This is a genomic window from Shewanella electrodiphila (genome assembly GCF_023283985.1).
Classification (GTDB): Bacteria; Pseudomonadota; Gammaproteobacteria; order Enterobacterales; family Shewanellaceae; genus Shewanella; species Shewanella electrodiphila.
Map to the genome: position 1 here is coordinate 196,748 of NZ_JAKIKU010000001.1, position 15,773 is coordinate 212,520.

Genomic DNA, 15,773 nt, shown 5'->3' on the forward strand with positions numbered 1-15,773 from the left:
TATCAGATAGAAGATTTATTTTACTAAGGAGTTGGTTGAGTCAATATTTTAAGACAGAGGTGTCTATTGAACTCATTTGTGGGGATGCCAGTTTTCGTCGCTATTTTCGAGTTAAACATTTAGCAAACTCTTATATAGTCTCAGATTCACCGATTGAATTGGTGCCGATTATGCCTTTCATTTATATGGCGAAAGCTTATGAAAAGGCTGGTTTGATAGCCCCGAAGATAATTGCACAAGATGAGCTAAACGGGTTTGTTTTACAGTCTGACTTAGGTGATGAGCAGCTTTTAAATCAATTAAACGAGCATTCAGTGACCGATTTGTACCGCAAAGCTTTGGGGTTATTACCTAAAGTCGCCACCGTCACTGAAACTGAACAAGGCGTATTACCTGGTTATGACCAAGCATTTGTGGCGCGAGAATTAGACATTTTTACTGAATGGCTATTAATTAAACATTTGGGTTTCACTTTAAGCCACAGTGATAAAAAGATTATTGAGCATGCATTCAGTGTATTAACAACAAGTGCGCTTGAACAGCCAAGTGTCGGAATGCATCGAGATTTTCATAGTCGCAATATCCTCGTTGTTGATAATGAGCTAGCGCTGATTGATTTTCAGGATGCCGTGTTAGGGCCGGTTACGTATGATGCTGTTTCTTTACTAAGAGACTGCTATATCAAATGGCCAAATGAGATCATTGACTCATTAAAACAAGAGCATTGGCAGTTGTGTCTACAGCAAGGGTTAATTTCTAACTGTGTTACTTTTACACAATATCAAACATGGTTTGATTTAATGGGCTTACAACGACATGTTAAAGCCGCAGGCATTTTTGCTCGACTGAATCATAGGGATGGAAAAGCGGGTTACCTAAAAGATATTCCGTTAACTTTAACCTATATCGTAGAAGTTGCCGCTTTATATCCTCAGCTTCATCAGTTTGGTGACTGGGTTAAACAACATGTATTACCAAAAGTTAACTGTGCGTAATAGCATGACTTTTAGATGTGTAAGCCATTTTTATTAAAGAGGTTATAGATGAAGGCGATGATTTTGGCTGCTGGGCGGGGAGAGCGTTTAAGACCTTTAACGGATAAAGTGCCTAAGCCATTAGTTAAGGCCGCAGGTAAATCCTTGATAGTTTATCATCTCGAAAAGCTGGCTAAAGTCGGCATCAAAGAGGTAGTGATTAATCATGCTTGGTTAGGCCACAAGTTGCCGGAAGCATTAGGTGACGGCAGTCGCTGGGGATTATCAATTCAGTATAGCGCAGAAGAAAAAGCCTTAGAAACAGCTGGCGGGATTAAGCAAGCATTGGCGTTATTGGGAGACAAGCCTTTCTTACTTATCAATGGCGATATATATATCGATGAATTACCTGATCTAGAGCAGGCAAAGTCTGTAATGCGTGCCAATTCAGAATTAGATGCTTTTTTATGGTTAGTTGATAATCCTAAGCATAATCCACAAGGGGATTTTGCTATTATTGATCAACAAGTGTCTGAATCTGAGAGTAATAAGTTTACCTATTCAGGAATGGGAATATATCACCCCAAAATGTTTACTGAATTAGCTCCTGGAAAAAGCGCTTTAGGTCCTTTATTGAGACAAAAAATATCGCTTGATAAAATAGCGGGTAGCTATTCTGGCTCATATTGGTGTGACGTAGGAACAGTAGAGAGATTGGCACAGCTCACACACTATATTGAAAATCATTAATGTATTCACTTAACCAAGACGTTCGTAGCAGCTTGGTGTAATTTAGCGGGAAGTTTGATGCGTATTTGGGGCAAAGTTTTTGGGTTTATCATTGGCTATATGTTCGGCAGAGGTTTTGGTGCTGTTTTAGGGCTGTGGTTAGGTCATTTATTTGATAAACGAGCAGGGTTTGCGGATATGATGCGCAAAGGTCAAGCCCGCCAAGCTCAGTTTTTTAATACGACCTTCACAGTAATGGGCCATGTCGCTAAAGCCTCTGGTCACGTCACTGATGTTGATATTCGTATCGCGTCAATGTTGATGGATCAAATGAAGCTCACTGGTGATGCCAGAAAGGATGCCCAGACGGCATTCAGAAAAGGTCGTGATGCCGATTTCGATTTAGTAGAAACCTTACGTGAATTTCGTGCTATGAGCCAAGGTCGAACAGAAATTCTGCAAATGTTTTTGGAAATTCAAATTCAAACTGCGTTATCCGATGGTGAATTACACAGCAAAGAAAAACAAATTTTATCTACCGTTGCCAAAGAGTTAGGTTTAGGCCAAGCTCACTTAGACGCGCTACTTAATCGCTGGCAAGCCGAGTTTCATCATCACCAGTCAGGAGCTGGCAGTGCAATGCAACTTGATGATGCTTATTCGATGCTGGGTAAAGAAGAATCTTCAAGTGACCAAGAAATTAAACGGGCTTATCGCAAATTGATGAATGAACATCATCCCGATAAATTAGTCGCTAAAGGTTTGCCAGAAGAAATGATGGAGCTTGCTAAAGCCAAAGCACAAGACATTCAGTCGGCATATGAAACCGTCAAAACATCCCGAGGAATGCGCTAAAAATATTCATGGAAAAAGTATGAGTTAGCTCGGGATTATTATTCTAGTTATTGTTCGAGCTAATATTCAAACAATTTCCCGAGCTATTTCAATGATAATTGCTTGTTGTATACGGAGTTACACATGAAATTAACCGCTATTGCGAGTTTCGTTACTATTGTCAGCACTGCTGCAATATCTTTTTCATCTCAAGCTGAAATTTATGTTTCCCCTTTTGGTGGTTATAGTTTTGGTAGTAGTGAATTTGATATTTCAGATCCTAATACCAGTGAGAGCGGTAAGTTAAAAATTTCAGAGTCAGAACATTATGGCGTCATGATTGGTACGACAACCAAAGATCCTGGCAATATCTATTTTCTATACAGTACGCAAGCAACTGATGTGAGAAATGGTGCTTTTAGCAATGAAGTGTTTAACGAACTTGATGTTGATTATTTCCATTTAGGTGGCAGTTTATATTTTCCAAATGGCAAGTTTAAACCTTACGTAACAGTTACAGCAGGGGCAACTCATATGCGCCCAAGCGGTGATTACTCATCAGAGACACGCTTTTCGATGGGCTTTGGTGGTGGTGCAGCATATGAAATCACGCCGCAAGTGGCATTATTTGCTGATGTAAGAGGCTATGCGACATTCGTTAATTCAGATAACACATTCTTTTGTGGCCCTAATGAGTGCGTTTGGCATATATCTGCTGATGTCATGTGGCAAGGGCAGGCCAATGTCGGTTTAGAGATTAAATTTTAAATAGGTGACCGAGCATGAAAATAGTCGTACTTGATGGCTATACACTCAACCCTGGCGATCTTAAATGGGCATCTTTGTCTTCACTAGGTGAAGTGGAAGTATTTGAACATAGTTCAAATGATCAAATAATACCTCGCTGTCATCAAGCTGATATTGTGCTTACTAATAAAGCTGTAATCTCTGAAAATGTGATACTGCAGTGCCCACAACTTAAATATATTGGTGTCACAGCAACAGGGACGAACGTTGTTGATATGAATGCTGCTAGTGAACGTAATATCGTGGTAACCAACGTGCCTGCTTATGGACCTGATGCCGTAGCTCAGATGGTATTTGCCCTGATTTTACAGCACTGCCAACAAGTCTCTTTGCATGACCGCGCGGTTAAGCAGGGCCAGTGGACAAGCTCTCGGGACTTTTGCTTCACTTTATCTCCTTTAATGTCACTCAAAGGAAAAACCATTGGTATTGTGGGCTATGGTGATATTGGCCAACAAGTGGCTAAGTTAGCAATCGCATTCAATATGAAGGTGATTATTACTAGCGGCAGAGAAAAGACAGGGTTACCAGATAATGTCACTTGGCAGCCACTTGCAAGTTTGCTGGCACAATCAGATATCATTTCATTACACTGCCCGTTAAATGAAGCCACTGATAAGATGATTAATCAAGGCAGTTTATCTTTATTGAAAGTGGGGGCGTTGCTAGTGAATACAGCACGTGGTGGTCTGATTGATGAAGCGGCATTAGCACAAGCGTTGAATCAGCAGCAACTCTTCGCCGCTGTCGATGTACTTTCTACTGAACCGCCAGACAAAAATAATCCTTTGTTATCAGCCGATAATATTATTATCACTCCACATATTGCTTGGGCAACAATTGAAGCTAGGCAGAATCTATTGAACATTGCAGTAAATAACGTGAAGCAGTTTTTGAATGGCTCACCGATTAATACAGTGAATTAGCATGTCTTAAGCAATGCTCAAGTAAAAAGCCTAACACTCACATGTTAGGCTTTTTCGTTTTACCAATAAGGTACTCAGCATTCAAATGCGAGCTAAAAAACGACCTTTACTTCAGCTGCAGAGCGTTTGGCTTTAGCGATTGATGAGTCGATGTCTTTATCTCTTGCAAGCGCGACACCTAGTCTTCTGCGGCCATCTATGTCAGGTTTACCAAACAATTTTACTTGGGTGTCTGCTTCCAATAGAGCATTTTCTACACCTTGATATCGAATGTTACTTGATTGGCCTTCAGCAAGAATAACCGCAGATGCACTGGCACCATGCTGCCTGATTTCCGTGATTGGCAGGCCTAAAATAGCGCGAACATGTAATGCAAATTCAGAGATATCCTGGCTAATGAGTGTAACTAAACCAGTGTCGTGTGGTCTTGGCGATACTTCAGAAAAGTAAACTTTATCACCTTTGATAAAGAGCTCTACTCCAAAGAGGCCAAATCCACCTAAGGCTTTCACTACTTGTTCACCAATTTGTTGTGCTTTTTCAATCGCGACAGCTGACATTGCTTGTGGCTGCCATGACTCACGGTAGTCACCATCTTCTTGTCGATGACCAATCGGGTCGCAATAATGAATGCCATTGATAGCACTAATGGTTAATAGCGTAATTTCATAATCAAAATCAATAAAACCTTCGACAATCACGCGGCCGCCGCCAGCACGTCCACCTTCTTGTGCATATTGCCAAGCTTGCTCTATTTGCTGCTCGTTTTTAATGACGCTTTGCCCTTTTCCAGAAGAGCTCATAACAGGCTTCACGACACAAGGTAATCCAATTTTAATTATTGCTGCTTTAAATTCGCTTAAGGTATCGCAAAAGAAATAAGGTGAGGTTGGGATGCCTAACGTTTCAGCTGCTAGTCTTCTAATGCCTTCACGGTCCATGGTTAATTGTGTGGCTTTTGCTGTTGGAATCACATTGACCCCAGTGGCTTCGATTTCCACTAGTGCTTGTGTCGCAATGGCTTCAATTTCAGGGATAACCAGATGAGGCTGCTCAAGTTCAATTACCGCTTTTAATGCGACTTCATCGAGCATATTGACGATATGAGAGCGGTGTGCAATTTGCATTGCTGGAGCATTAGGGTAACGGTCGACTCCAATGACTTCAACGCCGAAGCGCTGCAGCTCAATGGCTACTTCTTTTCCGAGTTCGCCGCAACCTAGCAGCATGGCTTTTATAGAGCCTTCAGTACCGGCAGTACCAAAGTTGAAAGGAGTATGAGCGTTCATTGTTTTACCTTGTTAGGAAGCTTGTAGGGATATCACTGCTTCATTTTATCTTTTATTCGTAATCGATTGATTAGCAAAGGCTATAAATGTGTAAAAGATCACGAGAAAAGAGTTATTTTTTTAGCGAATAAACAGGGTATTACAGTTATTTTATTGTTGAGCGTATGCTATCTTTGGGTTGTAATTGTGTTGCTTGGTTGTCGGGTGACACTTTGGATTTATTTTGGTTCGATTAACTTGCTTTACCTTCTAGTAGGAGAGTTATATGTTTTTGGATTATTTTGCTTTGGGACTTTTGTTCTTTGTAGCATTAGTTATTTTCTATGGTGTAATTGCCATTCATGATATTCCCTATGAGATTGCCAAGAAGCGTAATCACCCACAACAAGATGCACTTCATATTGCTGGCTGGGTCAGCTTATTTACCATGCATGCTATTTGGCCATTTTTATGGATTTGGGCAACCTTATATCGTGAAGACAGAGGCTGGGGGTTTAGTAATGGCAAAAAGCGTGAATTAATCCTCGAAGGTGAGGTGAGGGAGTTGATGGAAAAAGTTGAACAGTTAAATCAACGTTTAGGCAATCTTGAATCTCCAGAAACCAAGCAGTCTCAAACAGAGACCACCACACCACAACAAGAGGCGTAATTATGGATCTGTTACTGATTTTAACTTACACCGCGCTATGTGTTGCTGTTTTTAAGATATTCAAGATCCCGTTGACTAAATGGACGGTACCTACAGCTGTTTTAGGTGGCATAGCATTAATCGGTACCTTATTGGTATTGATGAACTATAACCACCCCTACACTAAGTATACACGTGAATACTTTGTGTCTATTCCAATTAACCCTGCGGTTCGTGGCTTAGTGGTTGAGGTAAATGTAAAGCCTAATGTTCCTGTAAAAAAAGGCGACATATTATTTAGAATTGACCCCACTCCTTTTATCGCGGAAGTTAAAGAAAAGCAGGCCGCACTGGAAGATGCTAAACAAGCTGTACCGCAACTGAAAGCGTCGTGGGACAGTGCGATTGCCAAAGTGACCCAAGCTGAAGCTAACCGTGATAGAGCTAAGCAAGCTTATGAACGTTATGACGAAGGTAAACGAAAAGGTGGCAAAAACTCGCCATTTTCTGAAATTGAACTGGATAATAAGCGCCAAACTTATTTGGCTTCAGAGGCGCAGTTTAAAGCTGCTCAAGCTGATGAAATTCGTTTCCGCTTAGCTTTTCAATCGAATATTGATGGCGTAAATACCGATGTTGCAGTTATTCAAGCTCAATTAGACGAAGCGCAATTTAATCTTGAGCGTACTGAGGTTAAAGCGCCTGTAGATGGTGTTGTCACTCAGATGGCACTTCGCCCTGGTGTTATGGCAGTGCCTATTCCACTGCGTCCCGCGATGACATTTATACCTGATGAAGATAGATATTTTGCTGGCGCGTTCTGGCAAAACTCATTGCTGCGTTTAAAAGAAGGTGACGAAGCCGAGTTAATCTTAGATGCTATGCCGGGTGTGGTTCATAAAGGTAGAGTCGTTAAAGTCTTACCTGCAATGGCTGAAGGCGAGTTGCAATTTGGTGGCACATTACGATCTTCAAATGAGTTGTTTAAGCGAGGCCGTGCGCTAGTGCTTATTGAACTTGATGACGAAAATGAATTGTTAGCTAATTTACCTGCGGGCGTAGCAGGGCAATCTGCGATATATACAGAGCATTTCACTCATGTATCGATCATTCGAAAAGTATTGCTACGAATGCAAGGTTGGCTGAACTACTTGTTTGCTGAAGGGCATTAAAACTAAGCTAATATAAAAAAGTCCGCAATTGCGGACTTTTTTATTATTAGTTGGTAGTTAGTTTAGCTTTTCGGCTGTGGCGGGAATAGAGCGAGTATTTGGTTGATAGTTTTACTGGTTTCTGCCACTTTTTCATCGCCACCGGCTTCAAAATCGAATTCATCAGTGCCGCGCCAAATCAGTCGATTTTCTTTTGTATCAATCATATCAACTTGAATCACTTGAATTTTAGCACTGTCGCTGCCAATAGGAATGCCCATGCTAGTGCCAACACCCACTCCACCATGACTACCACTAGTGCCAGTACCTAGGCCAATAGAAAGGCCTGAACTCTTAGGTTTGTCTTTAGTGAGGAAGGCATAGCTGATAAGAAAGTCACTTTGCTCTGCTTGTTCTGTGAAGCCTTTTGCAATTAATGTTGTTCGTATATTGGCTCGAATTCGTTCGGCGCTCAGTTGGTCACCTTGGTCGGGAGTTTCAATGAAGTGGAAACTCTTTAACTGACTAAAATCGTACTTTGTGTCGTAGTCGGAGTTACTTTTGGTACTTTGGCAAGCACTGATAGTGAGTATAAAACAGAGTAATAAAAGATGGCGAAAAATCATAGGAACTCCAAAGGTGTTTGCTGCTAATAACCGATAAAAGGTTGGGGAAAGTTTCATCATTTTGACGGTATAGCCGTAGTCTTATTGTTAATAGCTTAATTCAATTTAACCTAGTTAACCAATGTTATACCTATATTAAACTATGATTTATATGATGATTAAGGTCTTTCGAATATGCCTTTTACTAAATTAGTGCTAGATTAGAACAATAATTGTTCAATGATAAAGCGAGGATATGGAGCAGCTCAGTTTTCTTTCGGTACCAAGTCCGTGTGTAGGTGTGTGTCAAACTGATGCGCGCGGTTATTGTGTGGGCTGCCTTAGAAACAGAGATGAGCGTTTTAACTGGCTCCATTTCAATGATGCGCAAAAGCACAATATTATTCGTTTATGCTTGCAACGCAAACGTCGTCGACAATACGCAAAATATAAAGCTCATCAAATTGCTGTTAAAGAACAACAAGCTAAAGTGAATCCTCAGTTGGATTTTGAAGAAGAAAAAGAAGATAAATTAGATTTTGGCGATTTTTCTTTAGACTAATTACATTTGGACTTTTTGAAACAATCCTCAACGGTAGCCCTTAAACCTTACTCATTTTCTGAGTTAGTTATTGATTATGCTTGCGTTTAGATATCAGTCGCAGGCTTAAGTTTTACATTTCAATGCTATCTAGGCCAAATCAAAGTAAATGACGTGTTATCTTCATCACTCACTAGGTTCACTCTGCCTTTATGACGATGCATAATTCGCTTAATAATGGCCAAACCTAAGCCGTGACCTTTATTGCCTTTATGTTGTGACTTACTGCGGTAGAAAGGTTCAAATAATTTTTCTTGGTCTTCTTCTGGAATCGCTTCACCGTCATTAACCACAGATAAAAACACTAACCTTTCATCATAACTTAAATACAGCTCAATGCTAGTTTGAGTATATCTTTGTGCATTAGTGATAAGGTTTTGGATTGCACGTTCTACCAGTGGAGGCTCTGCCATGATGCACATTTCATTCCTCGCATAATGGAAATTAATTGGTTTATCACTGAGTGGCGTCAAGCGCGCTGAAAGTTCTTCAATCATGCTGATTAATTCGCATTTTTCTAGGCTTGGTTCTTGTTGAACTTCAAGGCTGGCGTAGGTAAGTAATTCCTGTAATAACGTTTCCATTTCTTTGATATCTAACTGCATTTCATCAAGGAAATTTTGTCTTCGCTGCTCATCACTTTTCGGCTGACAATACTGTGGCAGAAGTGCGAGGGCAAATTTCAATCTTGCTAATGGCGTTCTAATTTCATGCGAAACGGCATTTGATAGATGCTTTTGGTTATCGATTAAGTCACTGATATGTTGTGCCATATCGTTAAAGGTATTTGCAAGCGGCGCAACTTGAGAGCTGGCATTTAGTTCAATGCGGGTATTCCATTTGGCTTCGCCAAAATTTTGAGTGGCCTTTTTTAAGGTTTTTAAATCTTTTGATAGCGGCCAAACCCAAATTAAAGCAACAAAAGCTAAGGATAAATAGAAGCCTATGGTGAATATGTTACGTAACTGTCCACGGGGATCAATATCTACTGGGCCTGCCATTAATACTTGATCACCTACAGCAATAAATTGTAATTCATGGCTTTTATCAGCTGTAGTCGTGATAATCTGTGTCTCAGAAAATACGACTTCACCGCTTAAAGCTATTTCGTTTTTTTCGAATAATTGCAGTGGGTAAGGGAATTGTCTATTGATCTTATCAAGTTGGGCTTGGCGATCGGCTTTAGGTTGCTGAGCGAGAAGCAAACCAAAGGCGATTAAAGGTGAGTCAAGGTTGTCATTATCTTCAACTTGTTGCTGCCAGAGGCTATCTAATGTCCAGCCTATACCCAAAAAGCTTAAGCTTAATAATAGGTATAGGCTGATGAAGAGTCTTTTCAAAGTCTTCTATAACTCGATTAGTTATTCCACGCTTCTGGCGCGAATAAGTAACCTTGTCCCCATACAGTTTTGATCCTGAATGGTGTTTCGATGCTATCGCCTAATTTCTTACGTAAGCGAGAAATACGCACATCAATTTTTCTATCTTTACCATCAAAGTCGATATTAAGCAGATATTGGTATATGTACTGACGACTTAATACTTGTCCTGCTTGCGATGCAAGTAGCCATAATAATTCAAACTCATGACTGGTAAGATCAACTTCAGTGTTACCTAAACGAATCGCTTGTGTATGAGGGTCAATACTTAATTTACCAAAACTTAAGCAGTGAGACTCTGGTTTTGATGGTTGTGCCTGACGGCGCAGTAAATTATTGATACGGGCAACTAATAAGCTAGGATCTACAGGCTTAACCACGTAATCATCAGCACCTAATTCTAGGCCTTTGATTTGGTCTTCCGGAGAGCCTAATGCGCTCATTAATAATATTGGACCCGAAAAATAATCAGGTAGTTTTTCACACAGGCTTAATCCATCAAGTCCAGGTAACATGATATCAAGTAAAATAATATCAGGCTTGTAACTAATCAATCGTGTTAAAACGGTATCGCCACGTCGTTCAACTTCAACGTGCATATCGTGTGACTTTAGGTAGTCCACAATTAAATTGGCGAGACGGATATCATCTTCTACCAACAAAACTCTATGAGTTGATTGGGGGGTTGCCATTAAAATAAACTCCAAGGGTTACGGTAACGTCGACGAACTTTCGTCTCTGACGTTGTGGTGACTTTTAATCGTACGTCCGCCAATTCATTATTATTATTTTTATTTATTAAGACAAAATGAATATTTTTGTCTGTTTTTACAGAAATTTGCAATGAGTGTTCATTAACTGAGTCACTACACCACTGAGCCATGGATGGGTAATTTGAAGTGATACACACCAATTGTTCAGTGTCGAGCTGCCATTTTAGCACAATGTCAATTTCACAAATGCTGTCACCAGCATCAATAAGACATAAACGTGGGGTAGCCGAAAACTGTGCTTGCCCGGTAAGCGTATCAGCTTTGGCATAGAAAGCACTAAAAATCAGTATTAATATACCGAAAAAGTGATAGACCTTTTGCTCTTTAACGAACAAGCTTAAAACCTATATGCAGCTCCAACGAAATAGGAGCTCGAGTAATCTTCATCAATAATTGGGCTGTCGATTATTTCATCGGCTAATTGGGTATAACGCGCAGCTAGAAGTAAATCCCAGCTAGTTGAAATACTATAACGCGTTGTCAGTTCTATTGAGTTACTCCAATCTGAACTTGGTTGGTATTCTTCGCTCCAGTATGCACTCTCACTGGCTCTAAGACCAAAGTAATAGTCAATAACTTCTGAACTTTTCCACTCTGACTTCAAGGTTAAATCAAAGCGCCAATCAGTAACTGCAAGGGAATAGTTCCAACTAATATTCACTTCTTGTCCATTGTGGACGTTTAATAAGTCATGAGCAGCAGCGAGTTGTAACACACCAAACTTGCCATACCAGAAAAGTTCTACTCCACCATATACGGTGAAGTTTCTACTTTCAAGTTCATTTAAAACAAGAGGTTGGCTGGCTTCTTGAATTCCGAAACCACCAATAGGAGGTAGAACAGTGTGAGAATCAACATTTGCCGATTGTGGCAAGAAAATATTAGATGGATCCCAACGATAGAAAAAAGCGCGTTCGGAACTGTAACTTGTCGCTAGGTTAATCGTAAAATTTTCTTGCTCGGTTAAGGTGTAACCAAAATTGAAATTATCAAAAAACCAGCTCTCACCGTAGTAAGCTATTGATGGGATTGCATAAAGAGGAATGTCGTCATAGTCAGTAATGGGATTGGTTTTATTGCCGTAGCCGAAAGCTACACTAATATCCCATTCTCCGACAACAACGCAATCACCATCTTCTTGGCATGGCTCGTCTGCCATTACAGGTGTAGTGGTTAAAAATAACACTAAAAAGACGATAAAAATTTGATACATCAGAAACAAACAACCTATTTATATCAACATTAAAACAGCTAATAAATGCGACTTTATCACTAAATCGAGGTCGGAAAAATTGCTTTAATTAAATTGATACAAACTGATACTTGTAAGTCTCGGTTGTTGCATGTGTTATTTGCTGTATTGTTTTTTGGTAAATTAATGTTTTTAAAGGTTATAGGTTGTCTTTTGCTATTTCTGTTTTTGCTAGCGACTGCTGTCGCTGATATCCCATTTCGATTAATTGAGCATTAACGCAATCAGATACAAACTGTTGCTTTTCGATAGAATCAATTTGTTCTTCAGCGGCGACTTTGCTGCAAGCATCGGTCAAAGAGATAAGAGTGTCCTTTGGGACTTCCACTTCATTGGCATTGGCATTTGCAAAAGAGCAAAATAAATAAGTGGTAATAATAGTGATGTGTGCAGTCGCTAAGAGTAATGAATGTTTCATAGTCTGTCCTTTATGAGAACTTATTATTAATATTTACGGATAGATTTTTTATGGTTAACGAATCATATGTTGCCCATAAACTGAGCAGTTTATTAGTCAGATATGAGTAAAATTAGTTCACTTTTAATTTTATAAAGTTGATGGCGGCTGAATTTAAGCAGCGTTTAGAAACATAATGTTTAAGATTTTCAGTGGTTAATAAGAAACCCTGTTCAGTTTCTTTAGCGCGAACGATATCAGTCCATTTTAGTAAATGGTCAATATAAGCCGACTTAGAATGGATGCCTTGTTCACTGATGGTTAATGTTACCGGGTTATTGGCAGATTTACTGATGAGTTGTCTCATTAACCACCATGCACGATTGAAACGAACTTGTAGTCCCTCTACAGCGCCAAGACCAATAAAGAAGTATGCAAGGTAAGGCGACACGTCAGTTTGAGTCATTAAAAAGCCAGCCACAATAAAGGCGATAGCTTTTAAATATCGCTTTGGACTGTTATTGATGACGACTGACTGATCAAATGTCTCTGCGAAATGAGATTTATCTAAAATGTATTCTTGAGAAAAACTGAAACCGATATCAGTTAAGTTATCGGTTTCAGAAGTAGATGGTGTATTGCTAGTTGACATATTGCACTCATAATCGACTTTAATGGCGCAATTATAAGGTTGAAGTGATCGATTTGACTAATTTTTCCTGTAACTCTATTTGCTCTAACTCAGTTAACTGGGCCCCATGCTGGTTAGATAAGGCAAATACATTATCCGCACGCTCACCCACCGTACTGATTGCTGCAGAGTGAATGTTGAGATCCAGCGTTCTGAATGCACTCGCTATTTGTCCCATAAATTCATGGGTTTCTAATGCCAAAATGTGTACTAGAGTTCTATCTGCTTTTTTAGAATGAATAAATTCAATTGTCGGTTTATTGTCAAAGTTTTTAGTGTGTCTTGATGGTCGGTTTTTAGGTGGTGACATATTGTCATCTAATATTTGGCGTAGCTTTTTAGTCACTTGTTTGCGTCTTTGGTCACTAAAAATAGGCTTGCCGTCAAAATCGAGCACTTTAAATGCCTCAACAACATAACCATCTTTGGTTTTAGATATCTGCGCTTGGTTAACCGATATTTTTAGTGTCGACAGGGTGTTAAACAGCGAAATAAACAGCCCAGGTCTATCTTTGGTATAAACGAAGACGTCGCTACAACCTTTTACGCTACTGTCATCAAGTATAATTAATGATGGCGGCTCAGTGACATTTTCTTCTGAAGAGGATAACTGATGTTCAAAGGCTGACTCATGTTCTAAAATGCCCAACGTATATTTAGCTATTTCTGTTGGAATAGCATTACTGAAAAATGACAGCGGTAGGCGTTTCCATAGTCGGTTAACAGCAACGAGTTGCGTTTCATCAGCGTTAATTAATCCTAAAGCTTCTTGTTTATGCTCTCTGACTACCGTTCTTAATTGCAACACATTTTCAAGGCCATTACGTAAAGCTTTACGTGTTGCAAAGTATAAGTCAGTGAGTAAGCTGGCTTTCCAGTCATTCCATAAGTCATCATTTGTCGCTTGAATATCTGCAACCGTTAGACAATACAGTGCATCAAGTTTGGTAATACTCCCTACAGATTTAGCAAAAGTTTTAACCACTTCAGGATCGTGAATATCCATACGTTGAGAGGTGATAGACATTAATAAATGCTGCTCAACTAGCCAACTGATTAACTGTTGCTGGGACGTCTTAAGTCCGTGGAATTTGGCAAATAACTTAGCATCTACTGCGCCTAATTCGCTGTGATCTCCACCGCGGCCTTTAGCAAGGTCATGGAATAATGCAGCAAATAAGATGGACTCTTTAGCTTGAAAACGTTCAAAAATATCCGCTGCTAATTTTTGATCGCTTGGGACGGTATCTTGAGTTAATTTATACAAGTTTTTAAGCAGTTTATGAGTATGCTCATCGACTGTATAGGCATGAAATAAATCAAACTGCATTTGCCCAACGACTTCACGCCATTGGGGTAAATATGACGCTAAAATACCGTGCTGATGCATTAAGGTTATCGCTAAACCCATGCCATGAGGGTTCTTAAATAAGCTTACAAAAAGTTCGCGACACACCTGGTAATCTTGTAAATCGCCCATCAAACGTCGACGCACTTGTCTAAGTAATCTTAGTGTTTCAGGCGTTATCCCTGTGACTTTCTCATGATGGATAGCAATGTAGTTAAACATAGACATGATTTGTGAACGGTCAATAAATACATCTTGATTTTCAGCATGTATCTGACCGTTGTAAATTTGAAAGTTTTCATTTATTTGAATTATGTCAGGCTTTTTCTGCGGCACGATTTCACGTTCGAAATAGGCCATTAACATCAGGTTAAGTTCGCGAATACGCTTCATGGCTCTGAATAACTGACGCATCATTTTTTCAATAGCGATATTGCCACTATCGCCAAAGCCTTGCAGACGAGCAACTTCTGCTTGATGTTGAAGTAACAACCGGTTTTCTGGTCGATTAGAGGCTTGGTGTAGTGCAAAGCGCACTCGCCAAATGAAGTTTTGACACTCCATTAATTCGGCATATTCATCATCGGTTAAAAATTTGAGCCGGCGCAAATCTTTTAGGTCATCAATGGAGAAATGTTTTCTTGCTATCCAGGTGATGGTTTGAATATCACGCATACCACCAGGGCTGTTTTTTAAATTTGGCTCAATATTGAATGCGGTGCCTTGAGCTTTATTGTGGCGGCCTTTTTGTTCATCATATTTTGCCACAAAAAATGCTTCGCTTGACCAGACGGTTTCACCATATAGCTTACTAATGACTTGGTGTTGATGGTTTTCGTGGCCGCAAATATGTCTGATTTCAAGTAAGGTAGTAGCAATGGTGACATCTTCACTGCAGGCTAGATATGTGTCATCTAAACGTCTGACAGCATGGCCCAAATCTAAGCCTAAATCCCATAATTGGGTTAAAAAATCACTTAGCGTGCTGGCATCAGTCGCAGATAAATCGTCATCGTGAATAATACAAATATCTATGTCTGAAAAAGGGTGAAGCGTTTTGCGACCGTAGCCACCGACAGCATTGAGGGAGATAGTGTCGGTTTCGAATTGAAAGGCTTGCCAAAGGTGGTTTAGTAATATGTCGAAAAACTGCGCTCGGTGCTGCAGAATTTCTGCGATAGAACAACTGCTGATTTGTTGTTCTAACCAGGTATCAAACTCAGTAATGGCTTGTTTAAGCTCTACAATACTCATTTCTGGCTGTAAAATCGGATAAGCTGGTTGCAAAGACATATTACTCCTTATTGTTTTGCCCACAAACAGGGTATTCGATCTGGTTTATTAACTCAAACGAACCGATAAAATGAATAAGAATAAGTTAATTCTTTT

Annotated in this window: 17 protein-coding genes; 8 read left to right on the top strand and 9 right to left on the bottom strand. The window is 39.8% G+C overall.

Going from position 1 to position 15,773, the window contains the following annotated elements:
* Positions 1-35 precede the first annotated feature (35 nt).
* The 5 genes from L2737_RS00890 (at position 36) to L2737_RS00910 (ending at position 4,270) form a co-directional block, all read left to right on the top strand.
* Positions 36-995: an aminoglycoside phosphotransferase family protein gene (locus L2737_RS00890; RefSeq protein ID WP_248954455.1), complete on the top strand. Its 960-nt coding sequence runs from the start codon at positions 36-38 to the stop codon at positions 993-995.
* A gap of 48 nt (positions 996-1,043) precedes the next feature.
* Entirely contained in the window at positions 1,044-1,724 is a 681-nt protein-coding gene (gene murU, locus L2737_RS00895) for an N-acetylmuramate alpha-1-phosphate uridylyltransferase MurU (RefSeq protein WP_248954456.1), read from the top strand.
* Positions 1,725-1,781: 57 nt separating this feature from the next.
* Complete coding sequence (djlA, locus tag L2737_RS00900; RefSeq protein ID WP_102529845.1) at positions 1,782-2,558, top strand: co-chaperone DjlA; 777 nt, start codon at positions 1,782-1,784, stop codon at positions 2,556-2,558.
* A gap of 123 nt (positions 2,559-2,681) precedes the next feature.
* A complete protein-coding gene (locus L2737_RS00905) occupies positions 2,682-3,305 on the top strand; it encodes an outer membrane beta-barrel protein (protein WP_102529844.1) in 624 nt (207 codons plus the stop codon).
* A gap of 14 nt (positions 3,306-3,319) precedes the next feature.
* On the top strand, positions 3,320-4,270 hold the full coding sequence (locus L2737_RS00910; RefSeq protein ID WP_248954457.1) for a D-2-hydroxyacid dehydrogenase: 951 nt from the start codon (positions 3,320-3,322) through the stop codon (positions 4,268-4,270).
* Between the two features lie 92 nt (positions 4,271-4,362).
* Here L2737_RS00910 and purT read toward each other — a convergent pair whose 3' ends face one another.
* The gene (gene purT, locus L2737_RS00915; RefSeq protein WP_102529842.1) at positions 4,363-5,559 is read right to left on the bottom strand and encodes a formate-dependent phosphoribosylglycinamide formyltransferase; all 1,197 of its coding nucleotides are present in this window, start codon (positions 5,557-5,559) and stop codon (positions 4,363-4,365) included.
* Between the two features lie 265 nt (positions 5,560-5,824).
* Between purT and L2737_RS00920 the strand changes: the two genes are divergently transcribed.
* Both L2737_RS00920 and L2737_RS00925 read left to right on the top strand, forming a co-directional pair.
* Entirely contained in the window at positions 5,825-6,208 is a 384-nt protein-coding gene (locus L2737_RS00920) for a DUF3302 domain-containing protein (protein ID WP_102529841.1), read from the top strand.
* A 2-nt stretch (positions 6,209-6,210) separates the two neighbouring features.
* On the top strand, positions 6,211-7,359 hold the full coding sequence (locus L2737_RS00925; protein WP_229367963.1) for an HlyD family secretion protein: 1,149 nt from the start codon (positions 6,211-6,213) through the stop codon (positions 7,357-7,359).
* A 62-nt stretch (positions 7,360-7,421) separates the two neighbouring features.
* Here the strand turns inward: L2737_RS00925 and L2737_RS00930 are convergent, their stop codons facing one another.
* On the bottom strand, positions 7,422-7,964 hold the full coding sequence (locus L2737_RS00930; protein WP_248954458.1) for a DUF4136 domain-containing protein: 543 nt from the start codon (positions 7,962-7,964) through the stop codon (positions 7,422-7,424).
* A 235-nt stretch (positions 7,965-8,199) separates the two neighbouring features.
* On the opposite strand from L2737_RS00930, the gene L2737_RS00935 reads away from it, so the two are divergent.
* A complete protein-coding gene (locus L2737_RS00935) occupies positions 8,200-8,505 on the top strand; it encodes a DUF1289 domain-containing protein (RefSeq protein ID WP_102529838.1) in 306 nt (101 codons plus the stop codon).
* 125 nt (positions 8,506-8,630) lie between these two features.
* Here L2737_RS00935 and L2737_RS00940 read toward each other — a convergent pair whose 3' ends face one another.
* The 7 genes from L2737_RS00940 to glnD form a co-directional block, all read right to left on the bottom strand.
* On the bottom strand, positions 8,631-9,884 hold the full coding sequence (locus L2737_RS00940; RefSeq protein ID WP_248954459.1) for an ATP-binding protein: 1,254 nt from the start codon (positions 9,882-9,884) through the stop codon (positions 8,631-8,633).
* A gap of 17 nt (positions 9,885-9,901) precedes the next feature.
* Positions 9,902-10,615 carry a winged helix-turn-helix domain-containing protein gene (locus tag L2737_RS00945; protein WP_102529836.1) on the bottom strand — a complete coding sequence of 238 codons (714 nt, stop codon included), beginning with the start codon at positions 10,613-10,615 and terminating at the stop codon, positions 9,902-9,904.
* Positions 10,615-11,031 (bottom strand): DUF3019 domain-containing protein, encoded by a 417-nt coding sequence (locus L2737_RS00950; RefSeq protein WP_229367956.1) that lies wholly within the window; start codon positions 11,029-11,031, stop codon positions 10,615-10,617. Before L2737_RS00950 ends, L2737_RS00945 begins: the two co-directional genes overlap by 1 nt.
* Before the next feature lie 2 nt (positions 11,032-11,033).
* Positions 11,034-11,909: a MipA/OmpV family protein gene (locus tag L2737_RS00955; protein ID WP_248954460.1), complete on the bottom strand. Its 876-nt coding sequence runs from the start codon at positions 11,907-11,909 to the stop codon at positions 11,034-11,036.
* A gap of 178 nt (positions 11,910-12,087) precedes the next feature.
* A complete protein-coding gene (locus L2737_RS00960) occupies positions 12,088-12,366 on the bottom strand; it encodes a hypothetical protein (protein WP_248954461.1) in 279 nt (92 codons plus the stop codon).
* A 112-nt stretch (positions 12,367-12,478) separates the two neighbouring features.
* Positions 12,479-12,997: a YcxB family protein gene (locus L2737_RS00965; RefSeq protein WP_248954462.1), complete on the bottom strand. Its 519-nt coding sequence runs from the start codon at positions 12,995-12,997 to the stop codon at positions 12,479-12,481.
* 31 nt (positions 12,998-13,028) lie between these two features.
* Positions 13,029-15,677, bottom strand: coding sequence for a [protein-PII] uridylyltransferase (glnD, locus tag L2737_RS00970; RefSeq protein WP_248954463.1), 2,649 nt, complete (start codon positions 15,675-15,677; stop codon positions 13,029-13,031).
* Positions 15,678-15,773 lie beyond the last annotated feature (96 nt).